Here is a 19325-nt window from a genome sequence, read left to right on the forward strand (position 1 = left end):
CACGCCTATGGAAAGTAGTGGCACAGTAATGGTTTGTCAATCAGTTGTATGCTTTGGGGCGAATTGTTTATCCTTCCACTATCTTATATCCCGAAACGGTGAGTAATTGCCGGATCTCATTAATTTGCTGTTGATTTCTTGTTTCCATCTCCAACCGCAGATAACAGCCATTGATATCAGCCGTATGGCTGACACGCTCGTGGTATACGGATACTACGTTGGCACCGGTAGAGGCGATGATTTCGGATACATGCTGTAATTGTCCGGGTTTGTCTACCAATTCGATCGTCATGGAACAAGAGCGGCCGGATTTCTGCAAACCGCGTCCGATTACCCGGGAGAGGATATTCACGTCGATATTTCCGCCAGAAATCAAACAGATTACTTTTTTCCCTTTGATGGGTACTTTATTAAACATGGCGGCGGCCACGGCTACGGCACCCGCCCCTTCGGCGATTAATTTATGTTGCTCGATCAACGCGAGGATAGCGGTGGAAATCTCATCGTCTGTCACGGATACGATCTCGTCCACATATTGCTGGCAAAGATCGAAAGTATGTATTCCCGGTTCTTTTACGGCGATACCGTCGGCTATGGTACGTACACCTTCGAGGCGTTCGATTTTCCCATGCTCGATAGAGTTTAACATGCTGGGCGCTCCTTTGGCTTGCACTCCGTAAACTCTGATATCCGGGTTCAAGTTCTTGATGGCATAGGCGACTCCGGAGATCAGCCCACCCCCTCCGATCGGAATGATTACAGCCTCTACTTCCGGGAGTTGTTCCAATAACTCCAGACCGATGGTCCCTTGTCCGGCGATCACATCCTCATCATCAAACGGATGGATAAATGTGTATCCTTTCTCATCCTTCAATTGTAAAGCCTTGTTATAGGCGTCATCGTAAACACCTTCGACAAGGCATACATCTGCCCCATAAGATTTAGTAGCCTCGACTTTAGAGATAGGAGCGTTATCGGGCAAGCAGATTAAGGACTTGATACCATGAGCGGTAGCCGCTAATGCCACACCTTGGGCATGGTTTCCCGCCGAGCAAGCCACTACGCCATGCGATTTCTCTTCTTCCGTAAGCTGGGCGATCTTGAAACAAGCGCCACGCACTTTAAACGATCCGGTTACTTGTAAGTTCTCTGGTTTTAGAAAAATATGGGATTCCGGATTGATATTGGGAGCGCTGATTAAATCAGTGCGTCTGATGACTGTCTTCAAGGCATATGATGCCTGATAAATTTTATCGAGTGTGAGCATTCTGTCTGTATGTTAAAACGATGTCGCGAAAGTATAAAAAATACCGCAACCTATTCATACTTATCTTTGTTATATTATAAATCAAAATATAGAGAAGTATGGTAGTGATCGATTTAACGAAAGATGGTTTTATCGCCAATGTCGGTGATTTTGAGGCAAATCCCAAAGATTGGAAATATATAGGAAGTCGTCCTTGCCTCATAGATTTTCACGCTCCTTGGTGCGGTTATTGCAAACGCTTAAGCCCGATATTGGATGAGTTTGCCAAAGAATTTGATGGGAAGATTTATATTTATAAGGTGGATGTGGATCAAGAGGAGGCACTCGAGACAGCCTTTAATATCCGAACGATTCCCACTTTGATGTTTTGCCCGCTAGACGGCCCCCGTGAGATGATGATCGGCACGATGGGAAAACTGGAGTTAAAGCAGTTGATTCAGGAAAAATTGTTGAAGTAATATAATATGGATATATGGTGTGGGGTGTAGAGACGTAGCGTGTATGCTGCGTCTCTATTTTTTGCTTTCTCATTATATGAATTGAATGAATAGTAACCCCAATCCTACAGAAACTCCGGTCGCTATCAATCCCGGCATCATGAAAGAATGGTTCAAGATGTATTTACCGATGCGGGTCGTGCCCGTGCGATCGAAGTTGATGGCGGCTACGACTGTCGGGTAGTTTGGGATGAAGAAATAACCGTTTACGGCGGGGAATAAAGCGATCAACATATAGGGTGAGATTCCCAATGCGATCCCTAGCGGCAATAACGCACGAATGGTAGCCGCTTGGCTAAATAATAAAATGGACATTACGAAAAGGGCCAACCCGAATAACCAAGGCATCTGTGTAACTATATGCTCGATAGATCCCTTTAATTCAGTCATATTGCCGGCGATAAATGTATCTCCCATCCAAGCGATACCGAAGATCGCTACCACCGCTTGCATACCTGCGGAAAAAACGGAACCCTGTGCGGCCTTGATACCATCTGTTTTTGTAAATAATAAGATGAAAGCGGAGGCTGTCAACATTAATACCTCAATAATATGTGACATCTGCATCGAGACCTTTTCCGTGCCGACGGTAAAGACCGGACGTAGGGACTCCATAGAACCAAAAATAACGATCGCTATCGTAGCGAGAACAAATATAGAGACCGATAAGGCCGCTTTCATTTGGTTTTCAACGCCTTTCGCCTCATAATGTTCCGTGCTAAACTCATGGTTCGCCACCCGCTTTAAGTATTCCGGATCTTGATCTAGCTCTTTACCGACCTTTAAAGAGTAGATCGCTCCCACTAACACACCTAATAAGGTACAAGGAACAGAGATCATCAAGATATTCATCAAGGAGATATTGTATCCGGACAACATACTTAATAAAGCTACCGTAGCCGCCGATATCGGACTAGCGGTAATAGCTTGCTGAGAAGCGATCACGGCGATCGCCATCGGACGTTCGGGACGGATCTTCGTTTCCGTAGCGACCTCGGCGATTACCGGAAGGACCGAATAAGCCACATGCCCCGTTCCGGCTATGAAGGTAAACAAATAGGTGACGAGCGGGCTTAATATCGTGATTCGTTGAGGATTCTTGCGAAGCAATTTTTCCGCCCACTTAACCATAAGATCAAGTCCGCCAGCGGCTTGCATACAACTAGCCGCCGCTATTACGGCAACGATCATAAGCATGACATCGATAGGAGGGGAAGTGGGCTGGAGCCCGAATCCAAAGGTGAGTATACCGAGTCCGAGACCTCCTAACACGCCTAATCCGATACCACCGATACGGGCACCTATAATAATGGCTATTAAAACGAAAGCTAATTGTAACAACATGCTGTGCAATTCTTTTGATTTAGTTTGTATTGGAGACAAAAATACTTATTTTTGCTCCGCTATGAATAACAAAAACACAAAAAACGAATGAAAAGAACAAGTTTCGCTATTTTGATCGGTTTGTTTTGCCTTTTCCCTGCGCTTTTTTCTCAAGTACGCAGTGAGTTCCTGTTGGAAAAGAATTGGAAGTTCACCCGGGAAGACAGCCCGGAGTTTATCAATCCTACTTTTAACGATAGCAAATGGCAATCTGTGACCGTTCCGCATGATTGGGCGATTTACGGCCCTTTCAGCTCTCAGAATGATAAGCAAGAGGTCGCTATCGCCCAAGACGGACAAACGGAGGCCATGGAACATGCCGGCCGAACCGGAGGTTTGCCTTTCGTGGGAGTCGGCTGGTACCGGACCGAGTTTGAGGTTCCTCAATTTACGGATGGGAAGCGTGCCACGATCCTGTTCGACGGTGCGATGAGCCATGCTAAGGTCTACGTGAACGGACAAGAGGTTGGATATTGGCCGTATGGCTATAATTCTTTCTATTTCGATATCACGAAACAACTCATGCCGGGGAAAAAGAACACCTTGGCGGTTCGCCTCGAGAACTTGCCGGAATCCTCCCGTTGGTATCCGGGAGCGGGATTATATAGGAATGTACATGTAATCGTGACGGAAAACGCCTATATCCCGGTCTGGGGAACTTATATTACGACCCCGACCGCCACGAAGGAATTTGCGAAAGTCAATGTACAGACGAAAATCGTACTGCCGGAAGGTGCCGATGCCAGCAAGTATAGCGTGAAAACCAGTGTATGGAATCCGAACGGGCAGAAGTTGACGGAGCAGACTACGCCTCTCTCACAGATTAAGTACAATGATAATAGCCTCTCCCAAGAGTTTATCATCCAGACCCCGACTTTATGGTCGCCGGATATGCCCGTCCTGTATTCCGCGGAGACTCGTCTCTATGAGGGCGATCAACTGAAAGATATATATACGACCCCGTTCGGTATCCGTTCAATCGAGATCATTCCGAATAAAGGCTTTTTCTTGAATGGTGAGAAGACGGTATTCAAAGGCGTTTGTAATCACCATGACTTAGGCCCGTTAGGGGCTGCCGTCAATGATGCCGCTATCCGTCGTCAGATCCGGATCTTGAAGGACATGGGATGCAACGCTATCCGTACTTCCCATAATATGCCGGCTCCCGAGTTGGTAAGGGCTTGCGATGAGATGGGTATGATGTTGATGGCAGAGAGCTTCGACGAGTGGAACAAGGCGAAATGCGCGAACGGCTATAATTTGATTTTCGACGAATGGGTGGAGAAAGACCTCGTGAATCTGGTACATCATTACCGGAATAACCCGAGCGTCGTGATGTGGTGCGTCGGTAACGAGGTGCCTAACCAATGGGATGAGAGCGGTTGTAAGATCTCCAAGTTCTTGCAGGATATCTGCCATCGGGAAGACCCGACTCGTCCGGTGACGCAAGGTATGGATGCCCCGGATGCCGTCGTGAATAATAATATGGCGGCGGTGATGGATGTGGCGGGATTCAATTATCGTCCGTTCCGTTATCAAGTGAATTATAAGAAACTGCCTCAGCAAATAATCTTGGGAAGCGAGACGGCCTCCACGGTTAGCTCACGAGGGGTTTATAAATTCCCGGTAGAGCGTAAGGCGATGGCTGTCTATGAGGATCACCAAAGTTCCTCGTACGACGTGGAGCATTGCAACTGGTCTAATCTGCCGGAGGACGATTTTATCCAGCATGAGGACCTTCCGTATTGTATCGGGGAATTCGTATGGACAGGATTTGATTATTTGGGCGAGCCTACTCCTTATTATACGAATTGGCCAAGCCATAGCTCCTTGTTCGGTATTATCGATTTGGCGGGTATCCCCAAGGATCGTTACTATCTATACCGTAGTCATTGGAACAAAAGCGCCAAGACCTTGCATATCCTGCCGCATTGGACATGGCCGGGACGTGAGGGCGAGGTGACACCCGTATTCGTTTATACCAATTATCCTTCCGCCGAATTGTTTATCAACGGAAAGAGCCAAGGGAAACGTACGAAAGACCTAAGCATCGGTATCGATAGTAGTTATACCGAAGCGGCTCAAAAGAGTTTCGAGCGCCAGAAACGATATCGTTTGATGTGGATGGATACCAAATACGAGCCGGGAACTTTGAAAGTGGTCGCTTATGATAAGGAGGGTAACGCTGTGGCCGAGGAGGAGGTTCATACCGCAGGGAAGCCGCATCATATTGAGTTATCCGCCGATCGTAACCAATTGACGGCTGACGGAAAAGACCTTTCTTTCATCAATGTTAGAGTCGTAGACAAGAACGGTAACCTTTGTCCGGATGATACCCGCCAGATCCAGTTTAAGGTACGTGGTGCCGGAGCCTACCGTGCGGCGGCAAATGGAAATAGCGCCAGTCTGGAACTCTTCCATCTTCCGGAAATGAAACTGTTTAGCGGGCAACTTACCGCTATCGTGCAGACGGCCGAGGAACCGGGGACGATCTATTTCGAGGCTTCCGCACCGGGAGTAAAAGGGGCGACCTTGGAATTGATCAGTAAATAAGCTTGATTATCATATAACGTAAACCGCGCGATTCAAGTCCGGAGACGGCTGTGAATCGCGCGGCTTTTTTATACGATATTCCCGAATACATCAAAGGTAATCGTCTCGTCCTGCCCGTTATGTGAAACCTTGAATAGGTAGAAGGTGCCATTGGCATTCAATAACGTATATATGGACTGTACCTTGTCGCTAGCGTAAGCGGAGGATTCGAAGCCTTGCATCACGATCTGCGGAACCTCTTGCTCGGACATGGCCCATGTGGTACTTTGCCACCTGTAATCCTTATTCAATTGCGCCACTTTATAAATCTGGTTATCGATCATATCCAGCTCGTAACCTAGGCTGTTCTGTTGGATATCCAGCAACTCGGCGTTGGCGAAAGTGATCTCCATCAGGTTGCTGACCTCTTTCGGGATAACGATCGGCGCGTCATTATTGATCTCATCGTCCACGGCTTTGATCAGGTTTCCATACTGTGAATAATACAGGTCTACTTCGCTATTGGACTGCTCCGCCTCGATCTTGTAAACGATTCCCATATTTAGGCGATTGATGGCGTACGTGTCATCCACGGTCCAATTTGAGTAAAAGCCTTGTTTGAAGGCGGTGGATACCGCTGCCGGTAATTGGGCGAAAGAGATGTCTATCTTCTCCATCATCCATATGCCTTGATCCGTGAACCAAGCTGTTGTCTCGGAGCCGCCGTTGTTGAAATCTACCACATAATAGTTACCTTCGATCTCAAAAACAGGGTTTTTGGCATCGGGATATTTCTCTTGGAAAGCGTTCTCTACCGGTGGAAGAGGGATAATGCCTTGATGATCATCATCATTTTTGCTACAGCCAGAGAAAAAGAGAGTCAGACCGGCTATACAGGTGAATAGAATTAGTCTTGTGTTCATACATTTTGCGTTTATAAGTTTTGGGCATAGAACAACAGGTCTATCGGAAAAGTTTTGAGCGAAATCGATTTAAGTATATTGAATCAAGAACAAGGATCTTGTTTCGACGAGATCCTTGTTCTTGTATAATTGCTACGGATTTACGTTCAAATAATAGGTTGCTGTGCCTATTAAAGAACTTCCATTATACATTGCGCAGGTGATGCGAAGAGATCCACCGTAATGTTGGGAGTTTAGATAGACACTAACATCTAATCGATTACCGGAAGGATAAGTGTACCATCTATCGCATTCTCCATAGAATTCAGCGTTCCAGCTATACGAGGTCGGAGTTCCTGTCTTTGTGTAAGCATATAAAGTCGTCGTGGCATTACCCCCTGGCGCATTGATAGAGGAACTGCCGCTACTATAATCCTCTTGACTCTTCCCTATATAAACAGTCGGCATATCATTTTTTTTCATATATTTTAAGCTTGATGCATCAAAGGGACAATGAGCTTTGGGATGCCTCATAAGAGCGTATTCCCCCCATTTGGAGATGAATATATTGGGCGTAGATGTCGTTACGGCAGAGTGATTATCACTAAGATAGGATACTTTGGTTGCGGCACCTGTTGTTGATATATAACTACCATCTAACCAATATACGTTTGTGGGATTAATAGTCCATCCCATCCAAACTGCTGATCCGCCTTCAGTCATATACCAAGCATAGGCATGACAATTGTAAGTGGTTGTTGAACTACTTATTAGAGTTGCTTGTGAATAGGTTGTTGTACAATATTGGTCATGGCTCGCTTTTTGTGAGGCTGATAATTCCTCACTTCTGTAGTAAGTGTCATTAACGAGTGTCCCGTTAGGAGTGTAAACAGTAGCGGCTGCTCCTTGAGCTTTTGTCTCAACATTGAGATTCGGCTCCCAAATCATGTTTAAATTCTCCATAGTGATCCATTCATTGGGGAATTTTTCGATTCGTTCTCCGGAAAGCAAGAATAGTAATTGCCCGCAAGAAGCACAAGAATTCACCCCATCCAAAACGAGAATGTGTTCTTTTCCATCTCCTTGAATAGTAAAGACCCAAGGGTATGGATAGTCTGTTCCCTTGACATGGGAGTGAGCGACAGAATCTACTACATTCACCAACCATTTAGGATATGTTATCTTTCCGTCTTTAATGACAATTTCTGAACTGGATGTCAAGATTTCTTTATCACCTCCTTGCATATTATCCATTTCATTGTCACATGCGTTCAGCGTGAATGCCAGCATGATTATTAAATAGTATAATACTTTTTTCATGATCTCAATTTATTAAAGGTTACAATGTATTGTTTTAATAACTCTTCGATTACATTACTGCCCGTTAGCTTTTCATCGATGGTGAATTGTTTAAATTTGGGCGTAATGGTCTTGTTGTCTATCCGTTCTAGACTTCGACCTAGGAGATAGACTACGGTTTTTAGACCATATTGTCCATAAATATCCGGGTTGTTTTGTTTGTAAAGGAGTCTCTTTACGGCTTCGGAGGAGATCTCTTGCTGTAAAAGATTATTTGTATTAGATAATATCGTCTCATTAGACAGAAGAGCCTCGATTACCATTTGCCGACTAATTTCATTACCTATTTCTATGGAAGTCAACACTCCTGCTTTCAGTAATTCTTGTTTTTTCATCTTCTCAAATAGCAAAGAAGCATTGTCTTTCCTTTTGAATAACTCTTGTAACCCGTTAAAACGTGCGGAAACCTTGCTAATGCCTTCCTGTATTCCATTGTAAGCGAATATGTCGCCTAATAATGGGTAAGCAAGGCAAAGTTCTATAAGCTCTTCTGTTGATACCGTTTTTAATATCTCTGCCGGAATTTGGCAGGCTTTCAGCATATCCTCATGTGTGGATAATGCTTGCCAAGCCTCCGTTCCTGGTTTTATGGGGTAATTCCAACTTTTTATTGATTGTGCGTTCATATCTATCGATATAAACACGAGGAGGAAAATGCTCCAAACGAAAGTTACTGTTTTTTTCATCTCTCTTTAGAATTTAGGGTAAATAATATAAGATTGGTATTCCTTGATTATGGATTTTCCCAAAAATAGTCCTTTTTGTAAAGATAATCAAGTATTTATATGTTAATTATGATTGAATATCTGTAGATTCTCATTGCTGATGTCTTTGTTTTCGTACAAAAGCGGACACAGTGTTCGATATCGGACATCTCTTTTGTTTTATTTCTTCAATAAATCAATTACTTACGTTTTTGGCACGGGGTTTGCTCTTTGGAGGGTGGAAAATAAAAACAAACGAAATATGGACAGAGAGATATCAAAAGAGGTTCGGCAGAAGGAGCAGCGTAAACAGTTTATAAAGCTGGGGGCGGGGATCGGTATTGCCGTTGTCTTGATTGGCGGGGTGATCGGTTTTATGCAAACCAGCCTGCAACGGAAGGACTTGGTTTTTTCAACGGTAGATAAAGGAGTGATCGAGGTTTCCGTTAGCGCATCCGGCAAGGTGGTACCTGCTTTCGAGGAAATCATCAACTCACCGATCAACTCCCGTATCGTCGAGATTTATAAAAAGGGAGGCGATTCCGTGGATGTAGGTACTCCGATCTTGAAACTGGACTTGCTAAGCGCCGAGACGGATTATAAGAAACAATTGGACGAGGAGCAAATGAAACGCCTCCAATTGGATCAACTCCGTATCCAAAACCGCAATAAGCTTTCCGAGATGGAGATGCAATTGAAAGTCTCTCGCATGGAACTGAACCGAAAGGAAGTGGAGTTGCGCAACGAGCGTTATCTGGATAGCCTAGGCGCCGGAACGACCGATAAGGTCCGTCAAGTGGAACTGGACTATAACGTTAGCGTCTTGAAACTGAAAGAGGATGAGCAAAAATATGAGAACGAGAAATCCTTGACGGATGCCGATTATAAAGTGAAAGAACTCGACCTGAACATCTTCCGAAAGAGTCTAGCCGAGACGAAGCGTACCTTGGAAGACGCCCAGATACGCTCTCCCCGCAAGGCGATCCTGACCTACGTGAACAACGAGGTAGGTGCCCAAGTCTCTCAAGGCAGTCGTGTCGCTATCGTCTCCGACTTGTCCCATTTCAAGATAGAGGGGGAGATCGCCGATACCTATGGCGACCGGATCGCCGCCGGTAGCAAGGCCGTCGTAAAGATCGGCAACGATAAACTGGATGGGGTGGTTAGCGATGTTACCCCCTTATCGAAGAACGGCGTGATCTCCTTCACGGTACAGTTGGAGGAGGATAACCATCGCCGCTTGCGCTCCGGTTTGAAGACCGATGTATACGTGATGAATGCGATCAAGGACGATGTGCTGCGTATTTCCAACGCCTCGTTCTACGTCGGGAAAGGAGAGTATGAGTTGTTTGTTGTCAACGGAGACCAATTGATCAAGCGGAAGGTACAGCTGGGAGACAGCAACTTTGAGTATGTAGAAGTAGTAGGTGGCTTGGAACCGGGTGACGAGGTGGTCGTTTCCGATATGACAAGTTTCAAGGAAAAGAATAAACTGAAATTGAAATAACGATTCGAATTATGTATAAGCAGTACATCAAACAAGCGGTTCAAATGCTGCGTGAAAATACGCTCGTAAGCATAATCTCTATTTCGGGAACGGCCCTTGCGATCGCCATGGTGTTGGTGATGGTATTGGTGTTCCAGATTAAATCCACGGGATATGCCCCTGAGTCCAATCGGTCTAGGTTTATGTATGTCTGGGGTACGGAAGTCGGTTCGAAATCCCCCGGAGGATCGGATCGTAATCGTGGAGGCATGTCCAGCGAGGTCGTGAAGGAATGTTTCTATACCTTGCGGAAACCAGAGGCCGTATCCGGCTATTGTAGTGATAGCCATTCCTTGTCATTGCCCAATAGACGGCTCTTCAAGGAGTATGAGATTTGTTATACGGACGCGGGCCATTGGAAAATATTCGACCATCCTTTCGTGGAAGGAGACCCCTTTAGCGAGGCTGATTTTCAATCCGGTATACCGAAGATGGTGCTGTCGGAACAGGTGGCGACCGATTTGTTCGGAACAGGACAGGCCGTCGGGCGGCAGGTTGTGATGGATTTTATCACTTTCACCGTCTGCGGGGTGGTGCGTGACGTACCTTCTTCATTGATGAGCTCCTACGCTCAGGTATGGATACCCTATAGCAGCAATGAGGCCCTGACCCGTGTAAATGGGGAGTATGGGGAGAATATGGCCGGTTATTTCAGCGTGGCCTTATTGGCTCGTTCCTCTTCCGACTTCGATGCCATACGCTCGGAGCTAGACCAACAGGTCCGTCGCTACAATGACAGCAAGACCGATTATAACGTAGGTTTCCCTTCCGGGCTACTTTCCCAGTTGGATACGGCCATGGGAAGCGGCGCTTTTCAAAAGGTGGACTGGCCTACCTTCTTGGCCGGATCGGGCGCTTTCCTATTCTTCTTGCTCTTGGTACCGGCGCTGAACTTAACGGGCGTGATCCAATCGTCCGTTCAGAAGCGGAAAGAAGAGATCGGTTTACGTAAGGCTTTCGGGGCTACGGGACAGAATCTTTTGATGCAGATCTTATCGGAGAACTTTGTGCTGACCTTGATCGGTGGCGTGATCGGTATCGGTCTCTCGATGGTGTTGCTGGTGGTAGGGAAGCCTTTCATGTTGAGCGAGAACGTGAGCCTTACGGCGCCTATGCTTATTAAACCGGGCTTATTTATCTCCGCCCTTATCTTTACGTTCTTGCTGAATATATTAAGCGCCGGGATACCGGCATGGCGTACGACAAGGCAACCGATCGTAGAAGCGTTAAAAGGGAACGAGTGAATCCAATGAATGATGAACAATGAGTTGTCAATTGTCAACTATCAACTATCAAATTATGATTAAGCATATATTTAAAATAATATGGGCCCAGCGCAAGAGCAACGGCTGGATACTGGGCGAGTTGGTTATCGTGATGTGCGCCCTTTGGTTTATGATGGATAAGTTATGGGTGGATGTGCGCTGCTATAACGCCCCGATGGGATATGATATCTCGAATACGTGGCGTTTCAAGCTTTCCACGCTCTCGTCGAACGCCCCGGGTTATGTGCCCGACTCACTTTACGACTCGAACGCAACACAGGATTTGTTGAAGCTTATGGAACGTATCCGCCAAGAGCAGGAGGTCGAGGAGGTATGTATTACGTATTGGTCCATGCCTTATTCAAACGGAAGTTCGTGGGGGACGCTTCTTCCCTTGGGCGCTGATACCTCGAAGGCGGTAGGACAGAACTACCACAAGCTGAAAGTATCCCCTTCTTATTTCGATGTATTCCGTATGAAGGATAAGGAGGGCCGTGCTATTACCCCGTTGGTGGAGAACGCTTACCGTCCGCTCGTCATAACGGCGGAGGCGGAAGATTTCTTCTTCGGGGGGCAGTCTGCCATAGGCCGGCAGATCTCGGAGAATGACGACCTTTCCGAGCCTTTCACGATCGCCGCCGTGCTTCCTACCTTCCGTAGCAATGACTTCGACCGCCCGGAGAACTGCGCTTTCACGATATTGAAAGGTGAGTCATTGCAGGAGTTCGTGAAGAATTTCGGCGTAAGGAGCGCTGAACTATCGGTACGTACGAAACGCCCGATGACCGAGGATGAGATGTACGCTTTCTTGGAGAAAACAGCGGATCGGATGACGGTAAATAACACCTTCGTCTACGGTGTCACCCTCCTTGCCGACCAGCGTGATGACCAACTCCGGTTTACCAAGAACGAGAACAGCAAGAAACTCTCCATGATGGCCTTCCTGCTCGTGAACGTATTCTTCGGTATCGTAGGCACGTTCTGGTTGCGTACCGAGCGGCGGCGTAGCGAGATCGGTCTCCGCATGGCGATCGGTTCCAGCCGGGGCAGGCTGGGCGAGTACATGTATCTGGAAGGTCTGGGCCTCTTGGCGATCACCGTGCCGATCCTACTGGTCTTCGTCTTCAATATGGCCTTTTTGGATAAGCTGGATTCCTACCGCGAGCCCCTCTCCATCCTCCGCTTTCTAGTAACCCTCAGCGTCTCCTACCTCCTGATGGCCGGCATGATCTGCATGGGAATCTGGTTCCCTGTCCGCAAGGCGGTAAAGATGGCTCCGGCGGAGGCGTTGCATTACGAATAAATTGTTTATCTTTGCGTCTGTCAATTTATTAATGAGAAAGGAGCAAGCGTATGACAGCTATAGAATTAAAAATGTCGTTATTGCAAGAGGTGATGTCTTTGGAGGATGAACAGTTGATCAAGAAGGCCCTCGACAGTGTCCGCCGTATGAAGATGGCTGCCTTCGGTAAGGCCACCCCGGTAGAGAAGCCGGCAGACGATTACGCGGAGCCTACCAAGGAGGAGATCTTGGCGGGGCTAAGGAATGCCCTGCAAGACGTGAAGGATTTGCGTGAGGGCAAGGATGTGGGGCATAAGTTTAGAGACTTGAGTGAGTTGCTCAATGAGGTATAGGATAAAAACCCATCAAGACTTCGATAAAGAGTTCAAACGTCTCTGTAAGAAGTATAGCTCATTGAAGGCTGATTTATCGGCTTTGGGTAAGTCTTTGAGCGAGAACCCTGATCAAGGGACGAGCTTAGGCAAAGGCGTTCGCAAGGTACGCATGGCCATCGTCTCCAAAGGAAAAGGAAAGAGCCATGGGGCGAGAGTGATTACTTACACGGAGGCCATTGTCTGCGCAGATAATGAGGGTACGGTTATTCTCCTCACGATCTACGATAAGGCCGACCGTGACTCCATTTCGGCAGCCGAGATCGATGAACTGCTGAGATCCTTACGTTGGGAATTATAAAATCTGAAACTGTCCATAATCGCTGTCCGATAACGAATCAAGTGTTCGTTATCGGACAGCTTTTTTTACGGGGTGATGTTAGGAATCAAGTGGTTACGTTTTTGGCACGTTATTTGCCTCCGTAGGGGCACAAAGTCGGATGATAACAAACAATCGCTGTTTTAGTCGGGTAATAGATAATTTATAATACAAAAGTTTATGATAAAGCAATACATTAAACAAGCGTTGAGGATGATCGGGGAGAACAAGCTGTTGAGCGTGATCTCGATACTCGGTACCGCCTTGGCCATTTGCATGATCATGGTGATCGTCATCCTGTATGTCGTGAATACGGCGAGTTTCAAGCCGGAGGTAAACCGTGGCCGCACCTGCTACATAACGACCGTCATGAGCAATGGCAAGGATGATAACCGGCGCATCTCCTACTCGTCGTTGGGACTGCCCTTGGTGAAGGAATGCTGCTATCCGCTGAAAGGGGCGGAGGCCGTTACCGCCATCAACATGGATCGCTATAGGCCGTTGACCGCCTCGTCCATGGACGGGCTTAAGAATCGGACGAGTTACATCTCTTATACGGATACCGCCTTCTGGAAGATCTTCCAGTTCGATTTCCAGCAAGGAGGCCCCTTCAGCCCGGCGGCTTTCACGAGCGGTATCCGCGACGCCGTGATCAGCGAGAGCGTGGCCTTGGCCCTTTTCGGCACGGACCAAGTCGTGGGGCGGGAGATGAAGCTCGATTTCATCGTCTACAATATCTGCGGGGTCGTGAAGGACGTATCCCGGTTCGCCTCGAAAGCGTGGGCGGAGGTCTGGATCCCTTACACGGTGCGGGACGACGGGGGATACCAAGAGGGCATCAACGGCTCGTATAGCTGTTGCGTCCTGCTGAGACCGGGCGTCACGAGAGAGGAGTTGAGGACCGAGGCGCTGCGGAAGGTCGAGGAGTTCAACGCCAAGACCCGGGATGTCAAGGCCGATATCCTTCACCAGCCCTCCACCCAGATCGAGGAATGGATCGGCGGCGGTAGCGAGTTCGGGGCGAACCTCTTCTACCTCTACGTTCGTTACGGTATCATCCTTTTCATCCTCCTGCTGGTTCCGGCCTTGAACCTATCGGGCATCACCCTGTCGAGGATGCGCCGCCGGATGGCCGAGCTTGGCGTACGCCGGGCTTTCGGGGCCACGCAAGGCACCATCCTCTGGCAAGTGCTGTCCGAGAACATGGTCTTGACCCTGCTCGGCGGACTGCTGGGATTGGCGATGTCGTACGGCGCCATGTTGTTGCTGAGGGACTGGTTGCTGGTCACCTCGCTGGGGAAGACGGGGCTTTCTACCGGGATGTTTAACGGGGCGGTCTTTATCGCCGCCTTCCTGTTCTGCCTCGTGCTGAACCTGTTTTCCGCCGGCCTCCCGGCTTGGCGAATGTCAAGATTGAATATTACGGACTCTATAAATGGTTGACGCTATGTATAAGATGATTCTAAAACAACTCTGGAACGAGCGCAAGGGGAACTTGTTTATCTGGTTGGAAATGCTCGTGGTCTCTATCTTCCTGTGGTACGCGGCGGACGCCTTGTTCGTGATGTACAGACTCTACTCGCAGCCCTTGGGCTTTAACATCGAGCATACGTATCATGTGAGTTTCGGCGTGATCCCGGAGGAAAGCCCCGATTATGACACGACCTCCGTGCATAGTGAGCGGGGAGGCGGGGATTACCTGACCTTGATGGACCGCATCCGCCGGAACCCCTCCGTGGAATCAATCTGTTTCACCACCGGCGTGCATTTCCATTACCGGGGATCGAATCAATACGCCACGTTCCGGAAGGACTCGTTGATCCGTAATGGCTTCGTGCGCTTCGTCTCGCCCACCTATTTCGAGGTGTTCGGCGTGAAGACGGCAGAAGGCGGTTCTCCCTCGGAGTTGGTGGACGCCCTGCGCGACAACCAAGTGGTGGTGACGGGCCGTGTAGCCGATGACTTCTTCGGTAACCCGGCGGCGGCCGTGCGCCAAGAGATCTATATCACCGACCAAGGCTCTCGTGATAGCGTGGCCTACCGTATCGGTGGTGTCTGCGAGAAACAACGTTACTGCGAGTTCACCGGTTATGATTACGCCTACTATAAGCTGGTGGACGAGAACAAGGTGGCCGAGGAGGGCGATTGGGTCGGAGAGGGCCTGAACACCTTCATCCGGGTGAAGCCCGGTGCGGACGGCGCCGCTTTCGCCACCAACTTCCGGAAGGAGATGGAGCAGCAATTGCGCGTGGGCAATATCTATCTGAAGGATGTTTTCCCGATGTCCCATTACCGGGACCAGTTCCTTGAGCGTTGGTTGGATCAAGTCCGCCTTTACGTGGCGGGCATCGCCTTCTTCCTGCTGAATGTCCTGCTCGGCGTGGTGGGAACCTTCTGGTATCGTACGCAACAAAGGAGCGCCGAGATCGGCCTCCGCATGGCGATGGGAGCCACCCGCAAGGGCATATTCTGGCAATTGGTGAAGGAGGGCTTGGCTCTACTCACCATCGCTTTCATCCCCTCTGCCGTCATCTTCGCCAACCTGCTGCATATGGAGGTGACGCAAGGCTCGGAGATACCGCCCGACATGGCCTCACGCCTGTTGTTCGGCTTCGTCTTATCGTATGCGGTGATGGCCGCGATGATTGTCGTGGGAATCAGTTTTCCGTCTTACCGGGCCATGCGGATGCATCCGGCGGACGCCTTGCGGCAGGAATGATCAGACACGGACATCTGTGTTCGGGAATGAACCGACTGTTCGATAATGGACAGTGCTTTTTCAGGAAGATGCCATGGAATCAATGAGATACGTTTCTGGCACGTAATTTGCTTTTAGGTGGCAAAGCCTAGCGATAGCAAGAGTTTAACAATAACAAGAGTCAAACAATAACAATTAAAATATTACAGTCATGATCAAACTAACGAATTTACAGAAGATTTACCGTACGAAAGAGATAGAGACAGTCGCGTTGGAAAACGTGAACCTAGAGGTGCAGCAAGGCGAGTTCCTCAGCATTATGGGGCCTTCCGGATGCGGGAAGTCCACCTTATTGAACATCATGGGCCTGCTGGACCTTCCTACCTCCGGCACGGTCGAGATCAACGGAGTAAACACGGTAGGCATGAGCGACAAGGAGTTGGCCGCTTTCCGTAACAAGCAGTTGGGTTTCGTCTTCCAGAGCTTCCACTTGATCAATTCCCTGAACGTGCTGGACAACGTGGAGCTGCCACTTCTCTACCGCAAGGTATCCTCCTCGGAGCGCCGCAAGCTGGCCGAGGCCGTGCTAGAGAAGGTCGGCCTGAGCCACCGTATGCGCCATTTTCCGACGCAGCTCTCCGGCGGTCAATGCCAGCGTGTGGCCATCGCCCGTGCGATCGTAGGTAACCCCGACATCATCCTCGCCGATGAGCCGACCGGTAACTTGGACTCCAAGATGGGTATCGAGGTCATGGACCTGCTCCACCAACTCAACAAGGAGGACGGCCGCACCATCGTAATGGTAACCCACAACGAGGCGCAAGCCAAGCAAACCAGCCGCACCGTGCGCTTCTTCGACGGAAGGCAGGTGCAGTAAGGGGCGGATCTAGGACACTACTGCTCGCATCACTCATGATAGCTATCATGCGTTAATCATGAAAGCTATCATGAATCGTTCATGAAAGTTATCATGTGTCGCTCATGAAAGCTGTCATGTGTGATACGAGCAGGGAAGGCTCGGGAGCTATCTCACTAGGAAGGTGAGTGTTCCATAGCGGGGTTGCTTGTATGGACGCGAGTTGGGTGTGTATTGCGTCACCACCTCCGCCACCCACTCGCCGTCGGTGAAAGCGAAGCCGGGCGTGAAGCAAAGTCGTTTGCCGGTATTGATAAACACCTCGGAGGGCGGGTAGAAGTGTTCTTCCGAGCCGTCGGGGCGGTGCAGGTAGAGACCCACGCGGGGATCGTCGCCCATCAGTTTCAGCCGGTCGCCATAGATGGAGATGAAGTGGTGCTCACCTGCCGGAAGCTGGTTGTAAGGCTCGTCGCTGTCGGGCGTGCGAGGCTGGATGCGGAGGCTGACGTAAGCGGGACGGGGCTGGGAGTTGTAATCCAGTTGGTAGGTCTCGTTCACGGCACGCAAGTTTGCCACCCGTTGTTTCAGCTCCGGCGCGGGGCGCAGGCGTGGGGCGAGCGTATGGCGGTTGGGGTTGAACTTCTCGTACAGGCTCTCGAAAGGCCCGTTCACGGTCAGTTCCGTCCGCCCGAAGCCGAAGTCCACGTTGTAGCCCTCCTCGATGGCGTCGTAGATCTCCCGCTTGAGGAGGTTGAAGGTGGTGATGAGCGTCTCCTTGCGATACTCGCTCCGTTTGTCTACGACACGGGCGGCGATGTCATCGATGCTGAGCGTACGTTGCCATACGACGCTTCCCTTGTAGCTCGCGTTACCGGGCAGATGGCTCTTGCTGACGCGGAGGCTCAGCTTGCGAAACGGCTTGGGCAGCTCCGACTTAGGTAATTCTTTATCCATGATCTCGTGGTTTAATGAATGATTAAGTGGCAAAGATAAGAAAGATAACGTGAATCGAATGAGTATGTACAAGATCTACATAAAGCAAGCATGGGCCTTGATCCGGCAGGAGCGCTTCTTCAGCTCGGTCTACATCGTAGGCACGGGGCTGGCCATCTCTATGGTAATGGCGCTGGCGGTGGCCTACCATATACGTACGGCGAATATCGCTCCCGAGGTGCATCGGGACCGGATGTGCTACCTCTCGAACGTGACATACAAGTTGAATGGCACGAAGAGCAATTACAAGGCGGCTTGCGGCCCTCGCCTCGTCAAGGAGGTGATCGGTAATCTCCGCGTCCCGGAGGACGTGGCGGTGACCACCAACTCCTTCATGATGCCTTTCTCTTATGGTGACGCTTTCATGCGACTGCCCGGTGGAGACGAGTCTCCCAAGGTGAGGTTGAAAGGCTGCGACGACGGCTTCTGGCGTGTCTACCGCTTCGATTTCGTGGAGGGGCGGCCCTTCACCGAGGCCGAGTTCCTCTCCGGCATGCCCCGTGCGGTGCTGTGCCGCTCGTTGGCCGGCCGGCTGTTTGGGCACGAGGCGGCGGCGGGGCAGACGATCTTGCTGAACGGCTTGGAGTATACCGTGAGCGGTGTTGTGGACGACGTCTCCGGCATAACCGCCGATGTCTACGCCGAGGCGTGGGTCACTTATTCCTCCCTCTCCGTCGCCATGGACCATGCCTTGGGCGAGCGTGACGGGGCCGTCGGCCTGCTGGAGGCAAATATCCTGCTTGCCGACGCGTCCGACCTGCCGGCTCTCTCGGAGGAACTGCGGCGGGAGGTGAGGCGCTATAATAGCGGGCTGTCCGAAGGGCAGGTGGTATGCGAGGAGCCCTTGAGCTATGCCGACAATCTCCTTTCCGGATTGTTCGGCCCCGAGACCTACATCGTGCTTGGGATGGCGCTCCTCCTTTTCTTGTTGGTACCGGCGCTGAACCTTTCCGGGATGAACGCGTCGAGAATACAAGAGCGTGTCGGCGAGCTGGGTATCCGCAAGGCGTTCGGGGCGACGAAGGCTACGCTGATGGGGCAGGTCTTCGTGGAGAATATGGTGCTGATGCTGCCCGGGGGCGTGGCGGGGCTGCTCTTCTCCTACGTGCTGGTGTTCATCTTCCGTAACGCCCTCCTCGTGCCTGGGTTCAATCTTCTGGGGACGAGCGGGGATGTCTTCCTCTCGCCGGGGATGCTGCTCAATATGTCGGTCTTCGCGTACGCCTTCGGGGTTTGCGTCGCATTGAACCTGCTTTCCTCGATGCTGCCCGCTTGGAGGATCGTGAGGGGGAATATAACGGATGCGTTGAATGGATAAATAGGAGATACG

17 protein-coding genes are annotated in these 19325 nt (G+C 49.7%); 11 read left to right on the forward strand and 6 right to left on the reverse strand.

Annotation, left to right across the window (positions count from 1 at the left end; all coding sequences use genetic code 11):
* Positions 1–67: 67 nt before the first annotated feature.
* Complete coding sequence (gene ilvA, locus NBH07_RS09880; RefSeq protein ID WP_005854639.1) at positions 68–1267, reverse strand: threonine ammonia-lyase; 1200 nt, start codon at positions 1265–1267, stop codon at positions 68–70.
* Between the two features lie 98 nt (positions 1268–1365).
* Here ilvA and NBH07_RS09885 point away from each other — a divergent pair, with 98 nt between their 5' ends.
* Positions 1366–1725 carry a thioredoxin domain-containing protein gene (locus NBH07_RS09885; RefSeq protein ID WP_005854641.1) on the forward strand — a complete coding sequence of 120 codons (360 nt, stop codon included), beginning with the start codon at positions 1366–1368 and terminating at the stop codon, positions 1723–1725.
* A gap of 72 nt (positions 1726–1797) precedes the next feature.
* Here the strand turns inward: NBH07_RS09885 and NBH07_RS09890 are convergent, their stop codons facing one another.
* Positions 1798–3108: an anaerobic C4-dicarboxylate transporter family protein gene (locus NBH07_RS09890; RefSeq protein ID WP_005854642.1), complete on the reverse strand. Its 1311-nt coding sequence runs from the start codon at positions 3106–3108 to the stop codon at positions 1798–1800.
* Positions 3109–3195: 87 nt separating this feature from the next.
* Between NBH07_RS09890 and galB the strand changes: the two genes are divergently transcribed.
* Entirely contained in the window at positions 3196–5700 is a 2505-nt protein-coding gene (galB, locus tag NBH07_RS09895) for a beta-galactosidase GalB (RefSeq protein ID WP_005854644.1), read from the forward strand.
* Positions 5701–5768: 68 nt separating this feature from the next.
* On the opposite strand, the gene NBH07_RS09900 is transcribed toward galB, so the two are convergent.
* From NBH07_RS09900 to NBH07_RS09910, 3 genes are all read right to left on the reverse strand, one after another.
* Positions 5769–6602, reverse strand: coding sequence for a PepSY-like domain-containing protein (locus tag NBH07_RS09900; protein ID WP_005854646.1), 834 nt, complete (start codon positions 6600–6602; stop codon positions 5769–5771).
* Between the two features lie 132 nt (positions 6603–6734).
* Positions 6735–7901, reverse strand: coding sequence for a hypothetical protein (locus NBH07_RS09905; RefSeq protein WP_005854648.1), 1167 nt, complete (start codon positions 7899–7901; stop codon positions 6735–6737).
* Positions 7898–8626: a hypothetical protein gene (locus tag NBH07_RS09910; protein WP_009018178.1), complete on the reverse strand. Its 729-nt coding sequence runs from the start codon at positions 8624–8626 to the stop codon at positions 7898–7900. The genes NBH07_RS09905 and NBH07_RS09910 overlap by 4 nt, the downstream gene beginning before the upstream one ends.
* Positions 8627–8906: 280 nt before the next feature.
* On the opposite strand from NBH07_RS09910, the gene NBH07_RS09915 reads away from it, so the two are divergent.
* The 8 genes from NBH07_RS09915 (at position 8907) to NBH07_RS09950 (ending at position 17023) form a co-directional block, all read left to right on the forward strand.
* Complete coding sequence (locus NBH07_RS09915) at positions 8907–10151, forward strand: efflux RND transporter periplasmic adaptor subunit (RefSeq protein ID WP_009275788.1); 1245 nt, start codon at positions 8907–8909, stop codon at positions 10149–10151.
* An 11-nt stretch (positions 10152–10162) separates the two neighbouring features.
* The gene (locus tag NBH07_RS09920) at positions 10163–11434 is read left to right on the forward strand and encodes an ABC transporter permease (RefSeq protein ID WP_009018180.1); all 1272 of its coding nucleotides are present in this window, start codon (positions 10163–10165) and stop codon (positions 11432–11434) included.
* 55 nt (positions 11435–11489) lie between these two features.
* On the forward strand, positions 11490–12758 hold the full coding sequence (locus tag NBH07_RS09925) for an ABC transporter permease (RefSeq protein ID WP_009018181.1): 1269 nt from the start codon (positions 11490–11492) through the stop codon (positions 12756–12758).
* Positions 12759–12808: 50 nt separating this feature from the next.
* A complete protein-coding gene (locus NBH07_RS09930; RefSeq protein ID WP_005854659.1) occupies positions 12809–13090 on the forward strand; it encodes a hypothetical protein in 282 nt (93 codons plus the stop codon).
* On the forward strand, positions 13080–13430 hold the full coding sequence (locus NBH07_RS09935) for a toxin RelE (RefSeq protein ID WP_008780151.1): 351 nt from the start codon (positions 13080–13082) through the stop codon (positions 13428–13430). Before NBH07_RS09930 ends, NBH07_RS09935 begins: the two co-directional genes overlap by 11 nt.
* A 198-nt stretch (positions 13431–13628) precedes the next feature.
* On the forward strand, positions 13629–14891 hold the full coding sequence (locus tag NBH07_RS09940) for an ABC transporter permease (RefSeq protein WP_008780152.1): 1263 nt from the start codon (positions 13629–13631) through the stop codon (positions 14889–14891).
* A 4-nt stretch (positions 14892–14895) separates the two neighbouring features.
* Positions 14896–16167 (forward strand): ABC transporter permease, encoded by a 1272-nt coding sequence (locus NBH07_RS09945; protein WP_009018182.1) that lies wholly within the window; start codon positions 14896–14898, stop codon positions 16165–16167.
* Positions 16168–16357: 190 nt separating this feature from the next.
* Entirely contained in the window at positions 16358–17023 is a 666-nt protein-coding gene (locus NBH07_RS09950) for an ABC transporter ATP-binding protein (RefSeq protein WP_005854666.1), read from the forward strand.
* Between the two features lie 147 nt (positions 17024–17170).
* Here NBH07_RS09950 and NBH07_RS09955 read toward each other — a convergent pair whose 3' ends face one another.
* A complete protein-coding gene (locus tag NBH07_RS09955) occupies positions 17171–17956 on the reverse strand; it encodes a DNA-binding domain-containing protein (protein WP_009018183.1) in 786 nt (261 codons plus the stop codon).
* A gap of 64 nt (positions 17957–18020) precedes the next feature.
* Between NBH07_RS09955 and NBH07_RS09960 the strand changes: the two genes are divergently transcribed.
* Positions 18021–19313 carry an ABC transporter permease gene (locus NBH07_RS09960; RefSeq protein ID WP_008780155.1) on the forward strand — a complete coding sequence of 431 codons (1293 nt, stop codon included), beginning with the start codon at positions 18021–18023 and terminating at the stop codon, positions 19311–19313.
* Positions 19314–19325: the final 12 nt, after the last annotated feature.

The sequence above is a fragment of the Parabacteroides sp. B2-S-102 genome (genome assembly GCF_023656665.1).
Lineage (GTDB): Bacteria > Bacteroidota > Bacteroidia > Bacteroidales > Tannerellaceae > Parabacteroides > Parabacteroides distasonis.